The following is a 25,134-nucleotide window of genomic DNA, read 5'->3' on the forward strand; positions in this document are numbered from 1 at the left end:
ACCGCTTACACGTAGTCGATGCCGTTCTGCATGACACCCATCAGCGCAACATAGGTCCCCATGTTGCTTGCCATGTAATCGGACGCCATCACTGCCAGTTGCGCCTTGCTCATGGTGCCGGCGTTGAGGTCGGCGAGGAAGCCGCTGGTGTCACCGGTATAACCCAGGTTCGACTTGACCGTGTTCACGAAGTCGGCGTTCGAGAAGGAGCCGGCGCGCTGCGCGAACTCGTTGGTGTTGACGGCGAGTTCAGCCAGTTGCAACCCCGTGCGGCCCTGGTCGGCGAGGTTGATGCCGACGCCGACGAATTCCCTGACGCTGAGATAGTCCTGCCCCCACAGCGTCGCGATCAGCTTGGCCACGGTGCCGGAGCCGGCGTTCATGTCCAGCGCGTGCTTCATGTTGCTGAACTGCAGGCGCTCGACGTTCACGGTCGTGTCCACCTCCGCGCCATGGCTCACGGTGAAGCTGCCGCCGGAGCCCATGGCGATGCCGTACTCGGCGCGAGCGCCCGAATACGCCACGGTGTCGAGGCCGGCCAGGCCGTTGAACGTGTCGTTGGTGCCGGCGCCGCCGGAGGCGGCCGCGCTCGCCACCGTGGCACCCGAGAAGGTCAGCGTGCCACCCCAGACCATGTCGGCCTGGCCCTGCACCGTGTCGAAGTAGGCGCCGTTCTGGGTGCGGGCGTAGGTGGCGCTGGTGGGCGACAGGGCCACGCCGTTCAGCGCGATGCTCTTGATGTAGACGTTGCGGTCGCCGGTTTCCCAGCTTTCCTGCGAATCGTTCGTGTAGTTGATCGCGACGCTGGTCGCGCTCGACGGAACCGGAACCGTGATGGTCTGGGTCGCGCCAGCCGCGTTGTCGGCCGTGACCGAGATGTTGGACTGGACCACGGCGCCGTTGACCAGGATGTTCACGCTGGGCCAGACGCCACCCGCGGAACTGGCCGCCACCACCAGCACGAGGCTGCCCCCGCCGCCGAGGTTCTGGAAGGTGTCGTTGCCGCTGGTACCGGTGAATTCAGCCATGTGTCGCCTTTCGTGAATGGGACCCCGCGACGCGGAGTCGAGCCAAGGATGAAAGGCACTCTATCCAGGGGCCCCAGACCCAGCCATAGCGCATTCGGACTATCGGTGGCCCCGGGAGCGGTCGAGCTCGCCAGGCACGGGCCAGCATTCGCCGAATTGGAGGCGGGGCCGCGAGGCTGCTCGGACAAAGGGCCCGGAGATCGTCCGGGCCCTTGGGGATATGGTGGAGCTGGCGGGAATTGAACCCGCGTCCGCAAGCCTTCTTCGTACAGTTCTACATGTGTAGCCGTCTGCTTGGGTCTCGCCTCCTGGAGCGCGCAGCGGCACGCTCTCCAGGACGCCAGTCACCTATTGTCTCGTCCAATGCCAAGTGACCCGGCACCAGACCAGCCTATGAAGTTATCTTCGCAGCCTGGACCTCCGAAGAGACCCTTGCCCAGCCCATAGGCCTGCTGTTGCGAAGCTCACCGGCAATTAAGCGGCGAGTGCGAAACGTTCGTCGTTTGCAGTTAGTTTGTTTGAATCTGTTTTACGAGCACATTCAGCTCGACATGCCCTGCCACGCGTCCGAACCCACGTCGAAACCAGTGCAGCCCCAGGACCGTTAGTTTAGGCCCTTGCCGGAAAGTTCAAGAGGCCGAGCAAATCGAGCGGGTCGGCGACATGGGCATGAGCGCCCCACAGCATGCAGTCGGCGTTGCCGCCGAGGTAGCCGTAGGTCGCGGCCACCGTCCCCATTCCGGCAGCGTTGCCGGCCACCACGTCCCGCTCGTCGTCGCCCACATAGATGCAGTGGCCGGGATCCATGCCCATCACGCGTGCCGCCTCCAGCAGGGGGGCCGGGTGCGGCTTGGGATGCGGCGTGCTATCTCCACCGACCACGGCGGAAGCCGTCTCGAAGAGCTTGATGGCACGGGTCAGCGGGCCGGCGAAGCGCATCGACTTGTTCGTCACCACGCCCCAGGCGAGTCCCCGGTCCAGCAGTTGACCGATCAGCTCCGGCACACCCTCGAACGCGAAGGTGCGCTGGGTCATGCAGGACTCGTAGTTGACGAAGAATTCCTCGCGCAGTTCCTCGTAGCCTGGATCCTGGGGCGTGATGCCGAAGGCGACGCCCAGCAGTCCGCGAGCGCCGGCGCCCGCCATCGGGCGGTATTGCTCGAACGGCAGCGACGGCAGGCCGCGTTCGATGCGCATTCGGTCCGCCGCCGCGGCCAGGTCGGGAGCGCTGTCGATCAAGGTGCCGTCGAGGTCGAACAGCACCGCACGGACGTTGGAGAACATCAGGCCTTCCGGGTCGCCAGGAGGTAATTGACGCTGGTGTCGCCGGACAGCCAGTAGCGCCGGGTGAGCGGGTTGTATTCCATGCCCCGGGTGTGCACCAGGTCGAGCCCGGCGCCGCGGCAGTAGCCGGCCAGCTCGCTCGGGCGCACGAACTTCAGGTATTCGTGCGTGCCGCGGGGCAGCAGGTTGAGCACGTACTCGGCGCCGACGATGGCGAAGAGGAAGGCCTTCGGATTGCGGTTGATGGTGGAAAAGAACACCCAGCCGCCGGGCTTGGCCAAGGCCGCGCAGGACCGGACGATGGACGCCGGATCGGGCACGTGCTCCAGCATCTCCATGCAGGTGACCACGTCGAAGCTGCCCGGCTGCTCGGCGGCCAGTGCCTCGGCGCTCACCTCGCGGTACTGCACGTTCGTCGTGCCGGCTTCGAGCGCGTGCAGTTGGGCGACCTTCAGCGCCTTGGCCGACAGGTCGATGCCGAGCACTTCCGCGCCCTTGCGCGCCATCGAATCCGACAGGATGCCGCCGCCGCAGCCGATATCCAGCACGCGCTTGCCGTCCAGGGGCAGGTGGGAGTTGATCCAGTCCAGGCGCAGCGGATTGATCTGGTGCAGGGGCCGGAACTCGCTGTCCGGATCCCACCAGCGGTGGGCGAGATCGGAAAACTTGGCCAGTTCGGCGGGATCGGCGTTGACGGTTTCGGTCATGCGGGTATTTTCGGCGATTCGGGTGGGATGGAGGGATTTCTCAGGGGGATGCCGTGGCTGCCCCCCATCCCCCTGCCCCCTGATGCAACACAAAAAAAGCCGCCCGAAGGCGGCTTCTTGCGATCCGGGTGGGGATCAACGGTTGGCGCGGGTGCCGACCACCTCGATTTCCACGCGGCGGTTCTTGGCGCGGCCTTCGGCAGTGCGGTTATCAGCGACCGGCTGCTTCTCGCCCTTGCCTTCGGTGTACACGCGGTTCTTCTCGATGCCCTTGGACACGAGGTAGGCCTTCACGGCTTCGGCACGGCGCACCGACAGCTTCTGGTTGTAGGCATCGGTGCCGATCGAGTCGGTGTGGCCGACGGCGATGATCACTTCCAGGTTGATGCCCTTGACCTTGCCGACGAGGTCGTCGAGCTTGGCCTTGCCTTCGGGCTTCAGCACCGACTTGTCGAAGTCGAAGAAGGCGTCGGCGGCGTAGGTCACCTTGGTGGCGGCCGGCGGCTGCGGAGCCGGCGCGGGACGCGGGGCGGCGGCAGGCGGCGGCGGGGCCGGACGGGCGGCAGGCGCGGCGGCCGGAGCGGGAGCGGGCGGGGGCGGCGGGGTCAGCGCGCCGTCGCAACCCTTGGCGGCGGTGGCCGGCGTCCAGTTGGCATCACGCCAGCAGAGCTGATTCGTGCCGTTCTTCCACACCAGTTCGCCCGAGCCATTGACCCAGTTGTCGACGCGATTGCCACCGTCAGCGGCGGTCACACGGGTCTGCGCACCCGCGGCCGTCGCCAGCGCGGCCGCGGCAAACAGCAGCGCCACTTTGTTCAGTTTCTTCATGGTTCTCCTCTTGGGGGGAAAAAGCCGCAGCCGCGCTGCGTCAAAACTACGTTTAAGGTGACCATCACCAAAAGCGTCAAACTTATTGTGCCACACACGTTTACACAATCAACCGGCGGGTGTCCAGCCCCACGTAGGACAAAACCTCATCCGCCCTCTTGTGTTGCTGGCCCGCGACAAGCCTGACGGGGACGTAAAATCAAAGGCTTCGCGCCGCGCGCAGCCCCTTCCTCCATGACGCAATTCGCCAAAGAAACCCTGCCCATCAGCCTCGAGGAGGAGATGCGGCGCAGTTACCTCGACTACGCGATGAGCGTGATCGTCGGGCGGGCGCTCCCCGATGCGAGGGACGGTCTGAAGCCGGTGCACCGGCGCGTGCTGTATGCGATGCACGAGTTGAACAACGACTGGAACCGGCCGTACAAGAAGTCGGCCCGTATCGTCGGCGACGTCATCGGCAAGTACCACCCGCACGGCGACCAGTCGGTGTACGACACCATCGTGCGGCTGGCGCAGGACTTCTCGATGCGCCACATGCTGGTCGACGGGCAGGGCAACTTCGGCTCGGTGGACGGCGACAACGCCGCGGCGATGCGGTACACCGAAATCCGGCTGGCCAAGATCGCCCACGAGATGATCGCCGACATCGACAAGGAAACAGTCGATTTCGGGCCCAATTACGACGGCAGCGAGAAAGAGCCCCTGGTGTTGCCGAGCCGGCTGCCGAACCTGCTCGTGAACGGCTCCGGCGGCATCGCGGTGGGCATGGCCACCAACATCCCGCCGCACAACCTCAACGAGGTGGTAGACGCCTGCCTGCACCTGCTGCGCAACCCCGAGGCCACGATCGACGAGCTGATGGAGATCGTGCCGGCGCCGGACTTCCCCACCGCCGGCATCATCTACGGGATCAACGGCGTCAAGGAAGGCTATCGCACCGGCCGGGGCAAGGTGGTCATGCGGGCGAAGTGCCATTTCGAGGACATCGACCGCGGCCAGCGCCAGGCCATCATCGTCGACGAGCTGCCCTACCAGGTCAACAAGAAGACGCTGCAGGAGCGGATGGCCGAGCTGGTCAACGAGAAGAAGCTCGAAGGCATCAGCCACATCCAGGACGAGAGCGACAAGTCCGGCATGCGCCTGGTCATCGAGCTCAAGCGCGGCGAGGTGCCCGAGGTCGTCCTGAACAACCTCTACAAGCAGACCCAGCTGCAGGACACATTCGGCATCAACATGGTGGCCCTGATCGACGGCCAGCCCAGGTTGTGCACGCTCAAGGACCTGATCCAGGTCTTCCTGCAGCACCGCCGCGAGGTCGTCACCCGGCGTACGGTGTTCAACCTGCGCAAGGCGCGCGAGCGCGGCCACGTGCTCGAGGGCCTGGCCGTGGCGCTGGCCAACATCGACGAATTCATCCGCATCATCCGCGAGTCGCCGACACCGCCGGTTGCCAAGACGGAGCTGATGAGCCGTTCGTGGGACAGCCAGCTGGTGCGCGAGATGCTCACCCGCACCCGGGAGGACGGCGGCGTGGTGAACGCCGACGACTACCGGCCCGAGGGCCTGGAACGCGAGTACGGCATGGGCGCAGGCGGCCTGTACCGCCTCTCCGACACCCAGGCCCAGGAAATCCTGCAGATGCGCCTGCAGCGCCTGACCGGCCTGGAGCAGGACAAGATCGTCGCCGAATACAAGGAAGTGATGGCGGAGATCGAGGACCTGCTGGACATTCTGGCCAGGCCGGCGCGCGTTTCCACCATCATCAGCGACGAACTCACGGCCCTCAAGAACGAGTTCGGCCAGACGAAGCTCGGCGCCCGCCGCAGCGTGGTCGAGCTCAATGCGCAGGACCTCGCGACCGAGGACCTGATCTCGCCCACCGACATGGTGGTCACGCTCTCGCATACCGGCTACATCAAGAGCCAGCCGCTGTCGGAGTACCGGGCCCAAAAGCGCGGCGGCCGCGGCAAGCAGGCGACGGCCACCCGCGAAGACGACTGGATCGACCAGCTCTTCATCGCCAACACCCATGACTGGATCCTGTGCTTCTCCAACCGCGGCCGGCTGTACTGGCTCAAGGTATGGGAAGTCCCGTCGGGCTCGCGCGGCTCGCGCGGCCGGCCGATCGTCAACATGTTCCCGCTGCAGGAAGGCGAGAAGATCAACGTGGTGCTGCCGCTCACCGGCGAGTTCCGCAGCTTCCCGGCCGACCACTACGTGTTCATGGCGACGTCCATGGGCACGGTGAAGAAGACCACGCTCGACGAGTTCAGCAACCCGCGCAAGCTCGGCATCATCGCCGTCGACCTCGACGAGGGCGACTACCTGATCGGCGCCGCGCTCACCGACGGCAAGCACGACGTCATGCTGTTCTCCGACGGCGGCAAGGCGGTGCGCTTCGACGAGAACGACGTGCGGCCGACCGGGCGCAACACCCGCGGCGTGCGCGGCATGACGCTCGAGGAAGGCCAGGGCGTGATCGCCATGCTGGTCGCCGAGGACGAGCAGCAGAGCGTGCTCACGGCCACCGAGAACGGCTACGGCAAGCGCACGCCGATCACCGAGTACACGCGCCACGGCCGCGGCACCAAGGGCATGATCGCCATCCAGCAGAGCGAGCGCAACGGCAAGGTGGTCGCGGCCACGCTGGTGCACCACGACGACGAAATCATGCTGATCACCGACCGCGGCGTGCTGGTGCGCACCCGGGTCAGCGAGATCCGCGAGCTCGGCCGCGCCACCCAGGGCGTGACGCTGATCGGCCTGGACCAGGGCTCCAAGCTGAGCGGCCTGCAGCGGATCGTCGAGAACGACGCCAACCCCGCCGAGGGCGACCCGGCCGAAGCGACGCCCGAGGACGGTGACTGATGGCGCGTGACCTGAGCCAGTTGCGGGTCGAGATCGACACGGTCGATCGCGAACTGCTCAAGCTGCTGAACCAGCGGGCGACGCTCGCCAACGAGGTCGGCGACATCAAGCGGGCCGAGGGCTCGACCGTGTTCCGCCCGGAGCGCGAAGCGCAGGTGATCAACGGACTGCAGCAGGCCAACCCGGGGCCGCTGAAGGGCCAGAACGTCGCCACCATCTGGCGCGAGATCATGTCGGCCTGCCGCGCCCTGGAGGCGCCGCAGCGCGTCGCCTACCTGGGCCCCGCGGGCACGTTCAGCGAGCAGGCGGCGGTGCAGTTTTTCGGCTCCAGCATCGAGCACGTGCCGTGCGTCAGCCTGGACGAGGTGTTCCAGGCCGCCACGGCCGGCACGGCGGATTTCGGCGTGGTGCCGGTCGAGAACAACAGCGAAGGCGTGGTGACGCGGTCGCTCGACCTGCTGCTGCAGTCGCCCTTGCACATCATCGGCGAGACCAGCCTCCTGGTGCGGCATCACCTGCTGCGCCGCGCCGCCACGATCGACGGCGTCGAGGCCGTCCTGGCGCACCCGCAGGCGCTGGCGCAATGCCAGAACTGGCTCAACAAGCATCTGCCCGACGCCGAACGCCGGGCCGTGGCGAGCAACGCCGAAGGCGCCCGGCTGGCGGGCGAGCATCCGGACTGGGCCGCCATCGCCAGCGAGCGCGCCGGCAGCGCGTTCGGCCTGCACATCGCGGCGCATGCAATCCAGGACGATCCGTTCAACCGCACGCGATTCGCCGTCATCTGCCTGCCGCAGGTCCTGGAGGCGCCGCAGGCGTCGGGCCGCGACTGCGTGAGCCTGGTCGTCTCGGTGCCGAACCGCCCCGGCGCCGTGCACGACATCCTGGTGCCGCTCAAGCAGCACGGCGTGTCCATGACGCGGTTCGAATCCCGGCCGGCCCGCTCGGGCCAGTGGGAGTACTACTTCTTCATCGACGTGGAAGGCCACCCGTCGCAGCCGCACGTGGCCGCGGCGCTGGCCGATCTGCGCTCGCTTTGCGCGTTCTACAAGGTGCTCGGCACCTATCCCGTGGCGGACTGAGAGACCCATGTTCGAACAACTTGGCCTGATCGGATGCGGCCTGATGGGTGGGTCGTTCGCGCTTGCCATGAAGCGTGCGGGGCTTGTCAAGCGGGTCGTCGGCTACAGCAAGTCCCCGTCCACGACGGAGCGGGCGCGCCAGATGGGCGTCATCGACGTGGAGGCGCCGTCGGCCCTGCTCGCCGTCTCCGGGGCCGACGTCGTGCTGCTGGCGGTGCCGGTCGCGGCGACCGAGGCGACGCTCAAGGCGATCCGGCACCTGGTCACGCACAAGATGCTGATCATGGACGTGGGCTCGACCAAGCGCGACGTCGTGGACGCGGCGCGCCGCGTGCTGCGCGAGCATGCCTCCTCGTTCGTCGCCTGCCATCCGGTCGCCGGCAAGGAAGTCTCGGGCGTCGACCACGCCGACGCCGACCTCTACCACGGCAAGCAGGTGATCCTGACCCCCACCGAGCGCACCGACGCCGAAAAGGTCCAGCGGGCGGTCCACCTCTGGGAAGCGCTGGGCAGCCACGTGCAGCAGATGACGCCGGAGGCGCACGACGCCGCTTTCGCCGCCGTCAGCCACATGCCGCACCTGATCGCGTTCGCCCTGATGCAGTCCATCAGTTCGCAGCCGCACGGCAAGGAGTTCCTGTCGCTGGCAGGACCCGGTTTTCGCGACTTCACCCGGATCGCCGCCAGCGACGCCAAGATGTGGCGCGACATCCTCCTGGCCAACAAGCAGGAGCTGCTGGAGCAGTGCAGCGCCTTCCGGCGTTCGCTGCAGGCGATGGAGCTGATGATCGAGACTGGCAACGGCGACGGCCTCGAAGAGGTCATCGACAAGGCCAGCCAGACGCGCGCCAACTGGCGGATGGGGCCGGGCCGCAAGTGACGGGCGGCCGTCGCCGCCGGCAGCCGAAGTAACCGCCCATGTACGCCATTCCATTCCTGGACATCCCGCCGCTGGACAGCGCCGGCGGGGTCGTGCAGCTTCCGGGCTCCAAGAGCATCTCCAACCGGGTCCTGCTGCTGGCCGCGCTGAGCGGCGGCACCACCCGCATCCTCGATCTGCTCGACTCCGACGACACCCGCGTGATGCTGGATGCGCTGCGGGCGCTGGGCTGCCGAGTCGTGCACCAGGGCGCGGCCCTCGAGGTGACTGGTTTTGCTCCTCCCCCCGCTGGGGGGAGGCTGGGAGGGGGGCACGCGGGAACACTGAGCCCCCACCCCAGCCGTCCCCCAGAGGCGGAGGGAGCAACTCCCAAGCGGCTCTTCCTCGGCAATGCCGGCACCGCGATGCGGCCGCTCACTGCCGCGTTGGCGGTGCTGGGCGGCGATTACGAGCTCAGCGGCGTCGCCCGCATGCATGAGCGGCCGATCGGCGACCTGGTCGATGCCTTGCGCCAGCTGGGTTGCGACATCGAATACCTCGGCAACGAGGGATTTCCGCCGCTGCGTATTGGCCGGCCCCAGCTCAAGCTCGATGCGCCCATCCAGGTGCGCGGCGACGTCTCCAGCCAGTTTCTCACGGCGCTGCTGATGGCCCTGCCCCTCGTCGCCGCTCGTGATATTCGGATCGACGTGGTCGGCGAGCTCATCTCCAAGCCCTACATCGAGATCACGCTGAACCTCCTGCAGCGCTTCGGCATCGCGGTTCGGCGGGAGGGCTGGCAGCGCTTCACCATCCCGGCGGGCAGCCGCTACCAGTCGCCCGGGGAGGTGCACGTGGAGGCGGACGCGTCCTCGGCCAGCTACTTCATGGCGCTGGGCGCGATCGCGGCCGGCGATGGCCGCACGGTGCGCGTGGCCGGCGTCGGCGAGGACTCGATCCAGGGCGACATCCGGTTCGTGGACGCCGTCCGCATGATGGGCGCCGTCGTGCGCGGCGGTCCCAACTGGGTCGAGGTGGCGCGCGGCGCCTGGCCCTTGCGCGCGATCGACCTGGACTGCAACCACATCCCGGACGCCGCGATGACCCTCGCGGTGCTCGCGCTGTACGCCGACGGCCCCAGCACGCTGCGCAACATCGCGAGCTGGCGGGTGAAGGAAACCGACCGGCTCGCGGCGATGGCGGTCGAGCTGCGCAAGCTCGGCGCCACGGTGCACGAAGGCGCCGACTTCATCACCATCGCGCCGCCGCGGGGCTGGCGGGCGGCGAGCATCCATACCTACGACGACCACCGGGTGGCGATGTGCTTCGCCCTGGCCGCCTTCAACCACGACGGCGTCGCCGTGCGGATCGAGGACCCGGCGTGCGTCGCCAAGACATTCCCGGACTACTTCGAAGCGTTGTTCTCGGCGGTGCGTGCCGACACGCCCCACATTCCGGTGATCTGCATCGACGGGCCCACCGCCTCCGGCAAGGGGACGCTGGCCTCCCAGGTGGCGCAGCGACTGGGCTACCACTACCTCGATTCCGGGGCGCTGTACCGCATTACCGCCTTTGCCGCCCGCCGGGCGGGGCTGGAGCTGGACGTCGCCCACGAACACGCCGTCGCGAAACTGGCGCAGGCGCTGGCCATTCGCTTCGACGGCACGCAGGTGTTCCTGGACGGGGAGGACGTCAGCGAGGCCATCCGCACCGAACAGGCCGGCATGGACGCCTCCCGCGTCTCCGCCCTGCCCGCGGTCCGCACCGCGCTCGTCGCCCTGCAGCAGGGTTTCCGGCGGCTGCCTGGCCTGGTGGCGGACGGCCGCGACATGGGCACCGTGATCTTCCCCGACGCGCCGCTGAAGGTGTACCTCACGGCCAGCGCCGCCCAGCGTGCCGAACGCCGTCATAAGCAATTGATTTCAAAGGGAATTCCGGCTACAATCGACGTTCTTCGCGCGGACCTCGAGGCGCGCGACGCGAGGGACTCCTCTCGCGCCGTGGCGCCGCTGAAGCCGGCCGAAGACGCCCTCCTGCTGGATAACTCGAGCCAGACGATCGAACAATCGGTGGCCCAGGTGCTTCGGTGGTGGGACGAGCGACAGCCCTTCGGCTCCGGCCGGGCGGCTGCGGGCGGGCAGCAGTAGCCTCGCCCACCGGGCCCACACCGCCCCCCTCGCGCGCCAGCGCCCCGGCAGTGTGGATCGTCAACTTCAACCGCGGCGCAAGCCGCAAGCAAACCGCCGTCCCAGTCCTAGAAACAGCCGCTCGCGATATTGCATTGGCGGCTGGAAACCTGTGCGACGCGCAAGGAAACCGAATGTCTGAATCTTTTGCCGACCTGTTTGAAGAATCGCTGCAGCGCGCCGAAATGCGCGCCGGCGAGGTGATTACCGCCGAAGTCGTGCGGATCGAGCACAACTTCGTCGTGGTCAACGCGGGCCTCAAGTCCGAGGCCTATGTGCCGATCGACGAGTTCAAGAACGACAAGGGCGAAATCGAAGTCCAGGTCGGCGACTTCGTGTCGGTGGCGATCGACGCCATCGAGAACGGTTACGGCGACACCATCCTGTCGCGCGACAAGGCCAAGCGCCTCGCCTCGTGGATGGCCCTGGAAAAGGCCCTCGAGTCCGGCGAGTTCGTCACCGGCACGACCAGCGGCAAGGTCAAGGGCGGCCTGACGGTGCTGGTCAACGGCATCCGCGCCTTCCTGCCCGGCTCGCTGATCGACACGCGTCCGATCAAGGACCTGACGCCGTACGAGAACAAGACCCTGGAATTCAAGGTCATCAAGCTCGATCGCAAGCGCAACAACGTGGTGCTGAGCCGCCGCGCCGTGGTCGAGGCGTCGATGGGCGAAGAGCGCGCCAAGCTGATGGAAACCCTGAAGGAAGGCTCCATCGTCCGCGGCGTCGTCAAGAACATCACCGAGTACGGCGCGTTCGTGGACCTCGGCGGCATCGACGGCCTGCTGCACATCACCGACATGGCCTGGCGCCGCGTGCGCCACCCGTCCGAGGTGGTGCAGGCCGGCCAGGAGATCACGGCCAAGATCCTCAAGTTCGACACCGAGAAGAACCGCGTGTCGCTGGGCCTCAAGCAGATGGGCGACGATCCCTGGATGGGCGTCTCCCGCCGCTACCCGACCGGCACCCGGATGTTCGGCAAGGTCACGAACATCGCCGACTACGGCGCGTTCGTCGAGCTCGAGCCCGGCATCGAAGGCCTGGTGCACGTGTCCGAGATGGACTGGACCAACAAGAACGTCGCCCCCAGCAAGATCGTCTCGCTGGGTGACGAGGTCGAGGTCATGGTCCTGGAGATCGACGAGGACAAGCGCCGCATCAGCCTGGGCATGAAGCAGTGCAAGCCGAACCCGTGGCAGGAATTCGCGCAGAACACCAAGCGCGGCGACCGCGTCAAGGGCCCGATCAAGTCGATCACCGACTTCGGCGTGTTCGTCGGCCTGGCCGCCGGCATCGACGGCCTGGTGCACCTGTCCGACCTGTCCTGGAACGAGCCGGGCGAAGCGGCCGTGCGCAACTACAAGAAGGGCCAGGAAGTCGAGGCCGTCGTGCTGGCCGTCGACGTCGACCGCGAGCGCATCAGCCTGGGCATCAAGCAGCTGGACCAGGATCCGTTCACGACGTTCGTGTCGATCCACGACCGCGGCTCGGCCGTGTCGGGCAAGGTCAAGACGGTGGACCCGCGTGGCGCCGAGATCGACCTGGGCCAGGACATCGTCGGCTACCTGCGCGCCAGCGAGATCTCCCGCGACCGCGTGGAAGACGCCCGCAACGTGCTGAAGGAAGGCGACGAGGTCAATGCGGTGGTGGTCAACATCGACCGCAAGACCCGCAACATCCAGCTGTCCGTGAAGCAGAAGGACATGCTCGACGAGCAGGGCGCGATGCAGAACCTGCAGCAGCAGTCCTCGCGCGAGCAGGCCGGCACCACCAGCCTGGGCGCGCTGCTGCGCGCCAAGCTGGACAACGCCGACAAGCAGTAAGCGGCATGACGTCCCGGGCCATCGCGTCCGGGATCCATCTCGCTGCGCAGGCAGGTCCTGCGCAGCCACATGGATGAGGGCAGCGGCCGGAGTAGCTCCGGGCGTGGCCCGCCGTGGCAGCAACAACAAGAGCGCCTATGACCCGCAGCGACCTCGTCGAAGAACTGGCTTCCCGCTTTGGCCAGCTGACGCACCGCGACGCCGAATACGCCGTCAAGACCATCCTCGACGCGATGAGCGACGCCCTGGTGCGCGGGCACCGCATCGAGATCCGCGGCTTCGGCAGCTTCTCGATCAACCGGCGGCCGCCGCGCATGGGCCGCAACCCGCGCTCGGGCGAAAGCGTGCACATCCCCGAAAAGCGCGTCCCGCACTTCAAGCCGGGCAAGGCGCTGCGCGAAGCGGTGGACAAGCGGACCGGCGAAATGGAAGGCAAGGCCTGACCCGGGACCCCCACCGGTCCGGCCCTTAGAATTCCACGGGCGAGGAGCTCGATGAAATACCTCATGTGGCTGCTCAAGGCAGCCATTTTTTTCACCCTCTTCGCATTCGCGCTGAACAACCAGCAGGATGCGACGGTGCACTTCTTCTTCGGCACGCGCTGGACCGCCCCGCTGGTGCTGGTGGTGCTGGCCGCGTTCGCGATGGGCCTGGTCATCGGCGCGCTGGGCATGGTGCCGCGCTGGCTGAAGCATCGCGCCGCGGCCAGGCGCGGGCAGCCGGCCCAGTCTTCGGTGCTCGATCCGGGCGCGTCGAGCCACCATGGACTTTGACCTCAGCTGGGTGCTGTGGGGCCTGCCGATAGCCTTCGTGCTGGGCTGGGTCGCCTCGCGGCTGGACCTGCGGCAGTTGCGCATCGAGAACCGGCAGGCGCCCAAGGCGTATTTCAAGGGCCTGAACTTCCTGCTCAACGAGCAGCAGGACCAGGCCATCGACGCCTTCATCGAAGCCGTGCAGAAGGATCCGGACACGTCGGAGCTGCACTTCGCGCTGGGCAACCTCTTTCGCCGGCGCGGCGAGTACGAGCGCGCCGTGCGAGTGCACGAGCACCTGCTTTCGCGCGGTGACCTGAGCCGCGCCGAGCGCCAGCGGGCGCAGCATGGACTGGCGCTGGACTTCCTCAAGGCGGGCCTGCTCGATCGCGCCGAGGACGCGTTGCGCAAGCTCGAAGGCACGCCTTATGAAGGGCAGGCGCTGCCGGCGCTGCTGGCGATCTATGAACGCACGCGGGACTGGGTTCAGGCTTCCGAGGTCGCGCGCAAGCTCGACGCGAGCGGCCACGGCAACTTCGCCGGGCGGCAGGCCCACTACCTGTGCGAGCAGGCAGCCGGCGCGCCACCGGGCGAGGCGGAGCGCCTGCTGCGCGAGGCGATGGAGATCGCGCCCGAGGCGCCGCGACCCGGGCTCGAGGTGGCCGCGCTCCAGCGCCGCGCCGGCGACGAGGCGGCGGCACTGGAGAGCCTGCTGCGCGTTGCCAGGCGCGCACCGGCTGCGATGGGACTGCTCGCGCGGCCGCTGGCCGAGGCGGCGCAGGCCTGCGGCCGGCAGCGCGAGGCGCTGGAGGTGCTGGAGGCCAGCTACGAGCAGTCACCCTCGCTCGACGTCCTGGAAGGCATCGTCCAGATGCAACGGGACGCCGACGCCGCGCGCGGCTGGTACGTCAGGCATCTCGAGCGGGAACCGTCGCTGGTCGCGGCCACGAAGTGGCTGGCCGGTGAGAAGCTGGAACACGAGCAGTTCCATCCGCGCGTGCAGAACGCGCTGGACCATGCCACGAAGCCGTTGACGCGATATCGCTGCGCCGCGTGCGGATTCGAAGCCAAGCAGCATTTCTGGCAATGTCCCGGCTGCCAGGCCTGGGACAGTTACCCGGCGCGCCGGGTGGAAGAACTCTGAAGACGACGATGACGATACCGACCAGGCAGCAACTGGCGCGCGCCCGCGTGCTGGTGGTGGGCGACGCGATGCTGGACCGCTACTGGCACGGGGCCGTGGACCGGATTTCCCCCGAAGCCCCGGTGCCGGTGGTGAAGGTGAACCGCGAAGAGGAGCGGATCGGCGCCGCCGCCAACGTGGCCTTCAATGTCACGACACTCGGGGCCAGGGCGAGCTTCCTGGGCGTCGTCGGCGACGACGAGCCGGGGCGCCGGCTGGAGGAACTGCTGCGCGGCACCGGCATCGCCACCCACCTGAAGCGGGATCCGGCGCTGCGCACGACGGTGAAGCTGAGGGTGATCGGCCGCCACCAGCAGCTGCTGCGCATGGATTTCGAGAGTGAACCGGACCACGAGGCGCTGGCCTCGCAGACGCAGGCATTCGCCCAGCTCGCGCCGGCGCACGACGCGGTGCTGTTCTCCGACTACGGCAAGGGCGGGCTCGCGCACATTCCGGCCATGATCGAGTCCGCCCGGCAGCGCGGCCAGGCCGTGCTGATCGATCCCAAGGGCGCCGACTACGCGCGCTATTCCGGCGCGACCGTGATCACGCCGAACCGGGCCGAACTGCAACAGGTGGTCGGCGCGTGGCAGGGCGAGGCCGACCTGCGCGAGCGCGCGCAGCGGCTGCGCGAGGCGCTGCGCCTGGAAGCGCTGCTGGTCACCCTGGGCGAGGACGGCATGACGCTGTTCGACGCCGGCGGCGAGGCGCACGTGCAGGCGCAGGCGCGCGAAGTGTTCGACGTCACCGGCGCCGGCGACACGGTGATCGCGACCCTGGCGACACTGGTGGCGGCGGGACTGCCGCTGCGCGCTGCCATGCCGCTGGCGAACAAGGCGGGCGGGATCGTGGTGGGCAAGTTCGGGACGGCTACCGTTTCGTACGAGGAACTGTTCGGGTAAGCCGGCAGCCAGATTCAACAGCCGGACGCAGAAGCCGCAAAAGAGACGCAGAGGACGCAAAAAATGCAGAAGAAAATTTTCACTGGCTGTCTTTTGCGGCTTTTGCGTAACCTCTGCGGCTTCTGCGTCCTTGACTCCGAATTCGGGAGTGCATCATGAGAGTTGTAGTCACGGGTGCTGCGGGCTTTAGCTCCGACGTAACTTCGCTGCGCGAAGTTGGTCTTCGCTGAAACCGGCTGGAGGCAACATGAGATTTGTAGTGACCGGTGCCGCCGGTTTTGTCGGCAGCAACATCGTCAAGGGGCTCAACGCCCGCGGCGTCAACGACATCATCGCCGTCGATGACCTGACGCAGGGCGACAAGTTCCGCAACATCGCCGACCTGCGCATCGCCGACTACGTCGACGCCGGCGTGTTCTACGACCGGTTCGCCAAGGGGCACTACGGGCCGGTGGAAGCCGTCTTCCACGAGGGCGCGTGCAGCGACACGATGGAGTCCGACGGCAAGTACATGATGCACAACAACTACACGTTGTCGTGCGAGCTGTACGCGGCCTGCCAGGGCCACGGCACCCGACTGCTGTACGCTTCGTCCGCCGCCACCTACGGCGGCTCCGCGACGTTCCGGGAGAGCCCCGAGTTCGAGCGCCCGCTCAACGTCTACGGCTACAGCAAGCTGCTGTTCGACCAGCGCATGCGCCTCGAGTGCGGAGCGCGGTTCGACCGCAACCGGCACCAGGTCGCTGGCTTCCGGTACTTCAACGTGTACGGCCCGCGCGAGCAGCACAAGGGCCGCATGGCCAGCGTCGCCTTCCACCAGTTCAACCAGTTCCGCGCGGATGGCAAGGTCAGGCTGTTCGGCGACTACGGCGGCTACGGGCCCGGCGAACAGAAGCGCGACTTCGTCTTCGTCGACGACGTGGTGGCGGTGAACCTGTGGTTCCTCGACCATCCCGGCACCTCCGGCATCTTCAACCTGGGCACCGGGCGGGCGCAGCCGTTCAACGACGTGGCCGCCGCCGTCGTCAACGCCCTGGCCCGGCCGCAGCCCCCGCTGGACGCCGCGGCCGCCGCGGCGCGCGGCCTGATCGAGTACGTCCCCTTCCCGGATGCCTTGCGCGGAAAGTACCAGTGCTACACCGAGGCCGACCTCACGGCCTTGCGGGCGGCGGGCTGCGATCACGCGTTCGCCGACGTGCAGACGGGCGTCTCCCGTTACACCGCGGCACTCTCTGCCGCCTCCTGAGGCGCGGCCACGGTCAACGACCGGGGCGCTGCGCCCGTTAAACGGCCACCGCCGCCGGTGCGCGCGGGTTGATCAACTCCAGGAGAAAAGCGATGTGGAAGAAACTGCTGGCCGCGCTGGCCATGTGCTGTGCCACCGTCATGGCCATGGCGGCGGTCGACGTGAACAAGGCGACGGAAGCCGATCTCGATGCGCTGAAGGGTATCGGCCCGGTCACGAGCAAGCTCATCCTGAACGAGCGCAAGAAAGGTGCTTTCAAGGACTGGCAGGACTTCATCGACCGGGTGAAGGGCGTCGGCGAGTCCCGCGCCGCCAAGTTCTCCGAAGAGGGCCTTACGGTGAACGGCCAGGCGTTCAAGCCGGTGGCGACGGCGAAGAAGGACGACAAGGCGCCCGCCAAGGCCGCGAAGGCCGACGCCAAGGCCGAGAAGGCCGACGCCAAGGCCGAGAAGAAGGAAGCCAAGGCGGAAGCCAAGGCCGAGAAGAAGGAAGTGAAGGCCGACGCCAAGGCCGAAAGGAAGGAAGCCAAGGCGGAGGCCGCGAAGCCGGCCGCCAGCGCCGCCAGGAAGTAGCTGGGCCCCGCGCCGACGAGAAAACCCGCCGCGGCGGGTTTTTTTGTGGCCGCGAGCAGCCGGGCCGCCGGCCTCAGACCAGCGCGATCAGGTCCGTCACGCCCACGTCGACGCCGGCCTGCGACAACAAGGTCGTCACCTGGCCCCGGTGGTGGGTCTGGTGGTTGAAGAAATGCGTGAGCGCCTGCCACATCGGATGGGCGCGCTCGACGCCGCTGGTGTTGGCGTAGCGCATGGTACGCAGCGGGTAGTCCGCGGCCATCTCATGGGTCCATGCCTCGATGGCCGTGTCCAGCCGCGCGCGCCGCAGGCGCAGCCCGGACCAGGCCTCGTGCAGGATCGTGCCGTGCCGGGCGCCGGGCGGCAGCGCGAGCAAGTCGCCGGAGAGTGCGGCGAAGACGACGCCTTGCGCGCCGAAGCGCGACAGCCACAGGCAATCACCCCATACCAGGTGGTTGAGGCTGCCGTGGATCGACCCGAAGAAGGCGCCCCGCTCGCGACGCCGCTCCTCGTCCGGCAGCCGCTCGCAGGCGTCGTAGAGGCGCTCGTTCAACCAGCGGTTGTAGCGCGCGAGAAAGCGATAGTTCTCCAGCAACGCCTGGGATGCATCCTGCACGTCAGGTCCCCTTGCCGAAACCGCCGCCCCCGGGCGTATGGATCTCGAACACGTCACCCGGCTGCATCTGCGCGCTGCCGATGTGATCCAGCATCTGCACGGCGCCGTCCGCCCGCACCACGCGGTTGATGCCGGGCTGCCCGGCCTCGCCGCCAGCCATGCCGAATGGCCCGTGGCGCCGGCTGTTCGACAGGATGCTGGCGGTCATGGGCTCCAGGAAGCGCACCCGCCGCACGCCGCCGTTGCCGCCCTGCCAGCGCCCGGCCCCGCCCGAGCCGGCGCGAATCTCGTAGCTCTCCAGCCGCACCGGGAAGCGGAACTCCAGCACTTCCGGGTCGGTCAGGCGCGAGTTGGTCATGTGGGTCTGCACAACGCTGGTGCCGTCGAAGCCGCCCACCAGCCGGCCGGCCGCGTCGAACTCGCCGCCGGCGCCGCTGCCGCCGGAGATCGTCTCGTAGTACTGGTAGCGCTCGTTGCCGAAGGTGAAGTTGTTCATCGTGCACTGGCTGGCGGCCATCACGCCCAGCGCGCCGTACAGCGCGTTGGTGATGCACGAAGACGTCTCGACGTTGCCGGCCACCACCGAGGCCGGCGGGTCCGGGTTGAGCATCGAGCCGGCCGGGATGATCACCTTCAGCGGCTTGAGGCAGCCCGCGTTGAGCGGGATGTCGTCGTCCACCAGCGTGCGGAACACGTACAGCACCGCCGCCATGCACACGGCCGTGGGAGCATTGAAGTTGTTGGTCTGCTGCGCAGAGGTTCCGGTGAAGTCAATCTCGGCGCTGCGGCCGGCCGCATGGACGCGGATGGCCACCTCGATCTGCGCGCCGTTGTCCAGCGGCAGCGTGAACCGGCCGTCTTTCAGCCGCGTGATGACTCGCCGCACCGACTCCTCGGCGTTGTCCTGCACGTGCCGCATGTAGGCCTGGACCATGTCGAGCCCGAACTGGCCGACCATGCGGCGCAGTTCCTGCACGCCTTTCTCGTTGGCGGCGATCTGCGCCTTCAGGTCGGCGAGGTTCTGCTCCGGATTGCGGCTCGGGTGGAGCCCGCTGCGCAGCAGCGCCAGGATCTCCGCTTCCCGCAACGTGCCGCGGTCGACCAGCTTGACGTTGTCGATCTGCACGCCCTCCTCCTCGATCCGGCTCGAGAACGGCGGCATGGACCCCGGCGTCACGCCGCCGATGTCGGCGTGGTGTCCGCGGGAGCCGACGTAGAAGAGAGGCTTCTCGGCCAGCGAGCCCCCACCCCCGCCCTCCCCCAGAGGGGGAGGGAGCGAAAGCCCCACCGAATCGGTGTCCCGGCTCCCGCTCCCGCTTGCGGGAGAGGGTTGGGGTGAGGGCGTGAGGTACACCGGCGTGATCACCGTCACGTCCGGCAAATGCGTTCCGCCGTGGTACGGGTCGTTCAGCACGTACACGTCGCCCGGAGACATGCGGCCGGCGTTCTCGCGGATCACCGTCTTGATGCTCTCGCCCATCGAGCCGAGGTGCACCGGCATGTGCGGCGCGTTGGCGATCAGGTTGCCCTGCGCATCGAACAGCGCGCACGAGAAATCCAGCCGCTCCTTGATGTTGACCGAGTAGGCGGTGTTCTGCAGCTGCAGCCCCATCTGCTCGGCGATGTTCATGAACAGGTTGTTGAACACCTCCAGCAACACCGGGTCGACCCTGGTGCCGGCCGCGTACTTCACCTCGCGCGCGACGCGCCGCTCCAGCACGATGTGGTCCAGCTCCGTGAGCCGCGCCTCCCAGCCCGGCTCGACCACCGTCGTGGCGTTGCGCTCGGCGATGATCGCCGGTCCCGCGACCTGGTCGCCCGGCCGCAGGTCCTCGCGCACCACCAGCGCCGCCTGGTGCCATTCCGCGCCAGAGTACATGCGCACGGTTTCGCGGCGCGGCACGTCGCGCGCCGGCTGCACGGGATGGCGCGACTCCGCCGGGGCGTCGCCGGCCACCACGGCCTCCACCGAGACCGCCTCGACGATCATCCGCTTGCCACGCATCAGGAACGAGAAGCGCTGGCGGTACGCGGCCTCGAACCCGGCTTCGATCGCGGCCAGGTCGCCGAACGGCACCACCAGGGCCGAGTCGGTTCCCTCGTAGCGCACGTGGACCCGGCGCTCGAGCGCCACCGGGCCGCTGCCGGCCTGTTGCCGCTCCAGGTCGGCCCGCGCTGCGGCACCGATCTCGTCGAGCCGCCGCGCGATCGCCGGCAGCGACTCGGGCGCCAGCGGCAACTCGATCGCCTGCTCGCGGATGGTGTTCTGGTCCGCCAGCCCCATTCCGTAGGCCGAGAGCACGCCCGCGAGCGGGTGCACCAGCACGCGGCCCATGCCGAGCGCGTCGGCCACCTGGCAGGCGTGCTGGCCGCCGGCGCCGCCGAAGCACTGCAGCGTGTAGCGCGTGACGTCGTAGCCGCGCGCGACCGAGATCTTCTTGATCGCGTTGGCCATCTGCTGCACCGCGATGTCGATGAAGCCTTCGGCGCACGCTTCCGGCGTCATGCCGCCGGCGGTGCGGGCCGCCAGCTCGGCGAAGCGTTCGCGGACGACGTCGTAGCTCAGGGCTTCGGTGCCGGAGGGCCCGAACACGTGCGGGAAGTACTTCGGCTGGATCTTGCCGACCATCACGTTGGCGTCGGTGACGGCCAGCGGCCCGCCGCGCCGATAACTGGCCGGTCCGGGGTTGGCACCGGCGCTGCGCGGTCCGACGCGAAAGCGCGCGCCGTCGAACTCCAGGATCGAGCCGCCGCCGGATGCGACGGTGTGGATGCTCATCATCGGCGCGCGCATGCGCACGCCGGCCACCTGGGTCTCGAACTCGCGTTCGAACTCGCCGGCGAAGTGCGAGACATCGGTGGAGGTGCCGCCCATGTCGAAGCCGATCACCTTGTCGAACCCGGCCAGCGTCGCCGTGCGCGCCATGCCGACGATGCCGCCGGCGGGTCCCGACAGGATCGCGTCCTTGCCCTGGAACGCGTGCGCGTCGGCCAGGCCGCCGGAGGACTGCATGAAGAACAGGCGCACGCCGGGCATCTCCGCGGCGACCTGGTCGACGTACCGGCGCAGGATCGGCGACAGGTAGGCGTCGACCACCGTGGTGTCGCCGCGGCTGACGAACTTCATCATCGGGCTGGTTTCGTGCGACGTGCTCACCTGCGTGAAGCCCGCCTCGCGTGCGAGCCGGGCCGCCGCCGCCTCGTGCGCGGTGTAGCGGTAGCCGTGCATGAACACGACCGCCACGCTGCGCAGGCCTTGCGCGTGCGCAGCCGCCAGCTCGGCGCGCAGGTGGGCTTCGTCGAGCGGCTCGATCACCTCGCCTTGCGCAGCCACGCGTTCATGGGCTTCGATCACGGCGCTGTACAGCAGTTCCGGCAGGACGATGCGGCGGTCGAACAGGCGCGGCCGGTTCTGGTACGCAATGCGCAGCGCGTCCCGAAAGCCGCGCGTGGTCACCAGCAGCGTGGGCTCTCCCCTGCGCTCCAGCAGGGCGTTGGTCGCCACCGTCGTGCCCATCTTGACGCTCTCCACCCGGGCCGGCGTCACCGGCTCGTGCGGCCGCAGGCCCAGCAGGTGGCGGATGCCGGCCACCGCGGCGTCGCGGTACTGCTCGGGGTTGTCGGAGAGAAGCTTGTGGGTGACCAGCGTGCCGTCGGGGCGGCGGCCGACCACGTCGGTGAACGTGCCGCCACGGTCGATCCAGAACTGCCAGCGCTTGTGGTCCATGGGGAAATTCCTTGTATTCAGAGAGAGGCCGCCGAGCGGGCGGCCTGGTCGTACATGCCCGACAGCACGCGCAGCAGCCGCGCGAGCTCGCCGATGTCGCGGTTGAGGGCGTCGTCGGCGTTCAGGGCGTTGATGAGGCAGCGCTCGCGGATCTCGCGATAGCGTTCCACGTGGCTGCGCCCCCGCGGAGTCGCCGCGTAGGTGACGTCCTTGCCATGCCTGCTCGAAGCCACGACCCCCAGCCCCTGCAGCTTCTTCAGCGAGTAATTGATCAGGTGCGTGTCTTCCACGTTCATGATGAAGCAGATGTCGGCCAGCCGCTTGTCGCGCGCGCGGTGGGTGACATGGTGCAGCACCAGGACGTCCAGCGGCGTCAGGTCTTTCAGGCCGGCGGCGCTCATGCAGTGGACAACCCAGCGGTGAAACGCATTGCCGGCCACGATCAGGCCGAACTCGAACTCGCTCAGCTCCGCGCTCCGCGGGGACAGCAGGTGGGCGGAGGAAACGATGGGCGCCGGCGGCGGGACTTCGTCGCCGCGCCCCGTTGCCCGCGATGCCGCGGGAGCACGCTTCGTGGCCATTTACGCGACCCCCCTGATCCGGCACGCCTGTGACATGGGGGGATTGTATTGGTCATTTACAATGTGTCGACATTTTGTCAACACCGCCCGACCGGATCGTTGCGCAACATGGACTGTCCGGAGCCTGTGGGGTCGCGCCGCCGGGACCGGCCCGGATGCCGCCACCCATAAAATCGATTCATGAATCTGCGCTTTCTGGAAACGTTCGTGTGGCTCGCCAAGCTGCGCAATTTCCGGTTGACCGCAGAAAAGCTGCACACAACGCAGGCGGCCGTATCGAGCCGCATCGCGACGCTCGAGCAGGAACTCGGTGTGCGTCTGTTCGGCCGCGGCGACCGCGAAGTCACGTTGACGCTGGAGGGCAGCAAGGCACTGGTGTACGCCGACCGCCTGGTGCGCACAACCCACGAGATGCTCGAGTGCATGAAGGACCGCTCGCTGTACACTGGGGTGGTGCGCATCGGCGTGATCGAGTCGATCATCCACTCCTGGTTTCCGGAGCTGATGACGCGCATCCACAGCGTCTACCCGCAGCTGGAAGTCGAACTCGCCGGCGACACGACGATCCGCCTGATCGACCAGTTCAGCAAGGGCAACCTCGACCTGATCCTGCAGACCGATCCGGTGCTCGGCGCGGACGTGCAGAACATGGCCTTGTGCGACTTCCCGATGCGGTGGTTCGGCGCGCCCCACCTGAACCTGCATGGCGAGGCGCTGACACTCGCGGACATCGCCGCCTTCCCGATCCTGAGTTTTTCGCGCAACTCCGGTCCGCACCGATTCCTCGAGCGCCTGTTCGACGACCGGGTGGGCCGGCAGGTCCACATCAACTGCATGACGTCGGTGTCGGCGATGATCCGGCTGGTGGTCGACGGCTTCGGGCTGGCCATGATTCCGCCGGCGATCATCCAGCGCGAACTGGCCGACGGCGACGTGCGCCTGCTGCAGATCGACACCGAGATGCCGAACATGGTGCTGGTCTGCTCGTACCGCTCGGGACCGGAAACACCGCTGTTCCAGCAGATCGCGACGGTGGCGCAGCAGACTGCGCAGGATTTCGCTCGGGGTTTACCCGGAGACGTGGCCCGGATGCCGGCCGCGGAGCTGGCCGCCGACCCGTGGACCCTCTCGCCGAGTGCCACCCATAAGGAAATCTGATCGACCACCGCCAAGATTCCTTGTTGGATTCGCGGCGGGCTGTTGGGTGACACTCGCCCATTCCCTCCGACCTGCCGATTCCATGAATTCCGACACGACGCGCGGCCTGCTGTGCATCTGGACCGATGTCGATCCACGACACGACCTCGACTTCAACCGCTGGTACGACCGCGAACACATGCAGGAGCGGGTGGCGATCCCGGGCTTCCAGAGCGCCCGCCGCTTTGCCGCAGCCGACGCCTGCCCACGACCCTACCTGGCGCTGTACTACACGGATACCCTCGGCGTGTTCCGCAGCGACGCCTACCGCCAGGCCTTCGCCAACCAGACCGCCTGGTCGCTGGAAAACTTCAAGCGCATGCGCGGCACCCAGCGCCGCGTCGGCAAGCTCAGCGTGGAGGCCGGCGCCGGCGAGGGCGGATCGCTCGCGCTGTTCGTCGTGCCGCAGGACAAGCTGGCCCAGGCGGGCGTGCGCGCGCAGTTGCCGCCGGCCCTGGCCGCCGTTGCCGCGCAGGACCACGTGATCCGCGCCTCGCTGCTCGAGACCGATGCCGGCCTCTCCACGCCGGTCACCGCCGACGCGGCGCCGGCTCCGGCCGACGGCCTCGTCATGATCGAGGCCACGCGCGCCGCGGTCGCCGTGGAGCATGCCAAAGCCGTCGCCGCGTCGCTGGGCCTGACCGCCGACGAGGTCTATTCGTTCCAGTCGCTGTGGCGACTGGGTGCCTGATTTTTCTTTTCCCTGGAGAGCTTGATGACCATGAATCGCCGCTATGCCCTGTCCGCCTGCGCCGCCGCGTGCCTGGCCTTGCCATCGGCCTGGGCCGCCGACAAATGGAACATGTCCGCGGAGCAGCCGGACGGCAACTACATCACCGTCGTCGCTCGCGATTTCGCCGCCGACGTGGCCAAGGCCACCAACGGCGCGCTCGAGATCAAGGTCCATTCCAACTCGGTGCTGTTCAAGCGGCCCGACCTCAAGCGCGCCGTGCAGACCGGCCAGGTCCAGGTCGGCGACGTGCTGATCTCGGTGCTCGGCAACGAAGACCCGATCTACGAAGTCGACGCCGTGCCGCTGCTGGCCCGGGACTTCGACAGCGCCTGGAAGCTGTGGCAGGCCAGCCGCGCGACCATGGAAGCGCGTCTCGCGAAGCAGGGCATCAAGCTGCTGTACAGCGTGCCGTGGCCGCCGCAGGGCATCTACACCAAGGTGCCGGTCAAGCAGATGTCGGACTTCAAGGGGATGAAGTTCCGCGCCTACAACGCCGCCACCTCGCGGATGGTGGAACTGATGGGAGCGTCGCCCACCACCGTGAACTCCGGCGACGTGCCGCAGGCCTTCGGCACCGGGCTGATCGAGGCGATGATCACCTCGCCGGCCACCGGCGTCGATTCGCAGGCTTGGGACTTCGCCAAGTACTACTACGACGTCCAGGCGTTCATTCCCAAGAACGTGGCGATGGTCAATGCCCGCGCCTTCAACCAGCTGCCGGCCGCCTCGCAGAAGGCCGTGCTGGCCGCCGCCGAGCGCGCCGAGAAGCGGGGCTGGGACACCGCGCGCAAGCAGACCAGCGAGCTGACCGACAAGCTGGCCAAGAACGGCATGACCGTGGGTCCCACGCCGCCGGCGATCAACGCCGACCTGGCGAAGGTCGGGGCCACCATGGCCGACGAATGGCTCAAGAAGGCCGGGCCGGACGGCAAGGCCATCATCGACCAGGCCAGGCGCTGA

At 67.9% G+C, this 25,134-nt stretch carries 21 protein-coding genes and 1 other RNA gene; 14 read left to right on the plus strand and 8 right to left on the minus strand.

The features are described 5' to 3' along the window. Window positions 1-5: 5 nt before the first annotated feature. From RAMLITH_RS09060 to ompA, 5 genes are all read right to left on the minus strand, one after another. Entirely contained in the window at window positions 6-1,028 is a 1,023-nt protein-coding gene (locus tag RAMLITH_RS09060; RefSeq protein ID WP_168107031.1) for a carbohydrate-binding domain-containing protein, read from the minus strand. A 221-nt stretch (window positions 1,029-1,249) separates the two neighbouring features. Beyond that, window positions 1,250-1,625: a transfer-messenger RNA gene (ssrA, locus tag RAMLITH_RS09065) on the minus strand. 12 nt (window positions 1,626-1,637) lie between these two features. Further along, window positions 1,638-2,312, minus strand: a complete 675-nt coding sequence (locus RAMLITH_RS09070) for an HAD family hydrolase (protein ID WP_168107032.1) — start codon at window positions 2,310-2,312, stop codon at window positions 1,638-1,640. Beyond that, the gene (ubiG, locus tag RAMLITH_RS09075; protein ID WP_168107033.1) at window positions 2,312-3,019 is read right to left on the minus strand and encodes a bifunctional 2-polyprenyl-6-hydroxyphenol methylase/3-demethylubiquinol 3-O-methyltransferase UbiG; all 708 of its coding nucleotides are present in this window, start codon (window positions 3,017-3,019) and stop codon (window positions 2,312-2,314) included. Before ubiG ends, RAMLITH_RS09070 begins: the two co-directional genes overlap by 1 nt. A 135-nt stretch (window positions 3,020-3,154) precedes the next feature. Beyond that, window positions 3,155-3,847 carry an outer membrane protein OmpA gene (gene ompA, locus RAMLITH_RS09080; RefSeq protein ID WP_168107034.1) on the minus strand — a complete coding sequence of 231 codons (693 nt, stop codon included), beginning with the start codon at window positions 3,845-3,847 and terminating at the stop codon, window positions 3,155-3,157. A gap of 234 nt (window positions 3,848-4,081) precedes the next feature. Here ompA and gyrA point away from each other — a divergent pair, with 234 nt between their 5' ends. The 11 genes from gyrA to RAMLITH_RS09135 all read left to right on the plus strand — a co-directional run bounded on the left by gyrA (window position 4,082) and on the right by RAMLITH_RS09135 (window position 17,320). Beyond that, window positions 4,082-6,715: a DNA gyrase subunit A gene (gene gyrA / locus RAMLITH_RS09085; protein ID WP_168107035.1), complete on the plus strand. Its 2,634-nt coding sequence runs from the start codon at window positions 4,082-4,084 to the stop codon at window positions 6,713-6,715. Then, window positions 6,715-7,797 (plus strand): prephenate dehydratase, encoded by a 1,083-nt coding sequence (gene pheA / locus RAMLITH_RS09090; protein ID WP_168107036.1) that lies wholly within the window; start codon window positions 6,715-6,717, stop codon window positions 7,795-7,797. Before gyrA ends, pheA begins: the two co-directional genes overlap by 1 nt. Before the next feature lie 7 nt (window positions 7,798-7,804). After that, window positions 7,805-8,677 (plus strand): prephenate dehydrogenase, encoded by an 873-nt coding sequence (locus tag RAMLITH_RS09095; RefSeq protein ID WP_168107037.1) that lies wholly within the window; start codon window positions 7,805-7,807, stop codon window positions 8,675-8,677. Between the two features lie 38 nt (window positions 8,678-8,715). Then, window positions 8,716-10,803 (plus strand): bifunctional 3-phosphoshikimate 1-carboxyvinyltransferase/cytidylate kinase, encoded by a 2,088-nt coding sequence (locus RAMLITH_RS09100; RefSeq protein ID WP_168107038.1) that lies wholly within the window; start codon window positions 8,716-8,718, stop codon window positions 10,801-10,803. Window positions 10,804-10,952: 149 nt separating this feature from the next. Further along, the gene (rpsA, locus tag RAMLITH_RS09105; protein ID WP_272954173.1) at window positions 10,953-12,665 is read left to right on the plus strand and encodes a 30S ribosomal protein S1; all 1,713 of its coding nucleotides are present in this window, start codon (window positions 10,953-10,955) and stop codon (window positions 12,663-12,665) included. A 137-nt stretch (window positions 12,666-12,802) separates the two neighbouring features. Further along, a complete protein-coding gene (locus RAMLITH_RS09110; protein ID WP_168107040.1) occupies window positions 12,803-13,108 on the plus strand; it encodes an integration host factor subunit beta in 306 nt (101 codons plus the stop codon). 51 nt (window positions 13,109-13,159) lie between these two features. Then, entirely contained in the window at window positions 13,160-13,438 is a 279-nt protein-coding gene (locus tag RAMLITH_RS09115) for a LapA family protein (protein WP_168107041.1), read from the plus strand. Next, window positions 13,428-14,561, plus strand: coding sequence for a lipopolysaccharide assembly protein LapB (lapB, locus tag RAMLITH_RS09120; RefSeq protein WP_168107042.1), 1,134 nt, complete (start codon window positions 13,428-13,430; stop codon window positions 14,559-14,561). Before RAMLITH_RS09115 ends, lapB begins: the two co-directional genes overlap by 11 nt. An 8-nt stretch (window positions 14,562-14,569) precedes the next feature. After that, window positions 14,570-15,502, plus strand: coding sequence for a D-glycero-beta-D-manno-heptose-7-phosphate kinase (gene rfaE1 / locus RAMLITH_RS09125; RefSeq protein ID WP_168107043.1), 933 nt, complete (start codon window positions 14,570-14,572; stop codon window positions 15,500-15,502). 247 nt (window positions 15,503-15,749) lie between these two features. Further along, window positions 15,750-16,748: an ADP-glyceromanno-heptose 6-epimerase gene (gene rfaD / locus RAMLITH_RS09130; protein WP_168107044.1), complete on the plus strand. Its 999-nt coding sequence runs from the start codon at window positions 15,750-15,752 to the stop codon at window positions 16,746-16,748. Between the two features lie 92 nt (window positions 16,749-16,840). Further along, entirely contained in the window at window positions 16,841-17,320 is a 480-nt protein-coding gene (locus tag RAMLITH_RS09135; RefSeq protein WP_168107045.1) for a ComEA family DNA-binding protein, read from the plus strand. A 73-nt stretch (window positions 17,321-17,393) separates the two neighbouring features. Here the strand turns inward: RAMLITH_RS09135 and RAMLITH_RS09140 are convergent, their stop codons facing one another. Genes RAMLITH_RS09140 through RAMLITH_RS09150 form a run of 3 tightly spaced genes read right to left on the minus strand, consistent with a single transcriptional unit; the run spans window position 17,394 to window position 22,244 of the window. Beyond that, complete coding sequence (locus RAMLITH_RS09140; protein ID WP_337786126.1) at window positions 17,394-17,936, minus strand: DinB family protein; 543 nt, start codon at window positions 17,934-17,936, stop codon at window positions 17,394-17,396. Between the two features lies 1 nt (window position 17,937). Continuing rightward, the gene (locus RAMLITH_RS09145) at window positions 17,938-21,663 is read right to left on the minus strand and encodes a hydantoinase B/oxoprolinase family protein (protein ID WP_168107046.1); all 3,726 of its coding nucleotides are present in this window, start codon (window positions 21,661-21,663) and stop codon (window positions 17,938-17,940) included. A 17-nt stretch (window positions 21,664-21,680) separates the two neighbouring features. After that, a complete protein-coding gene (locus RAMLITH_RS09150; RefSeq protein ID WP_168107047.1) occupies window positions 21,681-22,244 on the minus strand; it encodes a winged helix DNA-binding protein in 564 nt (187 codons plus the stop codon). A gap of 180 nt (window positions 22,245-22,424) precedes the next feature. Between RAMLITH_RS09150 and RAMLITH_RS09155 the strand changes: the two genes are divergently transcribed. From RAMLITH_RS09155 to RAMLITH_RS09165, 3 genes are all read left to right on the plus strand, one after another. After that, a complete protein-coding gene (locus tag RAMLITH_RS09155; RefSeq protein WP_168107048.1) occupies window positions 22,425-23,402 on the plus strand; it encodes a LysR family transcriptional regulator in 978 nt (325 codons plus the stop codon). Window positions 23,403-23,484: 82 nt separating this feature from the next. Further along, entirely contained in the window at window positions 23,485-24,132 is a 648-nt protein-coding gene (locus RAMLITH_RS09160) for a DUF4286 family protein (RefSeq protein WP_168107049.1), read from the plus strand. A gap of 24 nt (window positions 24,133-24,156) precedes the next feature. After that, a complete protein-coding gene (locus RAMLITH_RS09165) occupies window positions 24,157-25,134 on the plus strand; it encodes a TRAP transporter substrate-binding protein (RefSeq protein ID WP_238344084.1) in 978 nt (325 codons plus the stop codon).

Source organism: Ramlibacter lithotrophicus (genome assembly GCF_012184415.1).
Lineage (GTDB): Bacteria > Pseudomonadota > Gammaproteobacteria > Burkholderiales > Burkholderiaceae_C > Ramlibacter > Ramlibacter lithotrophicus.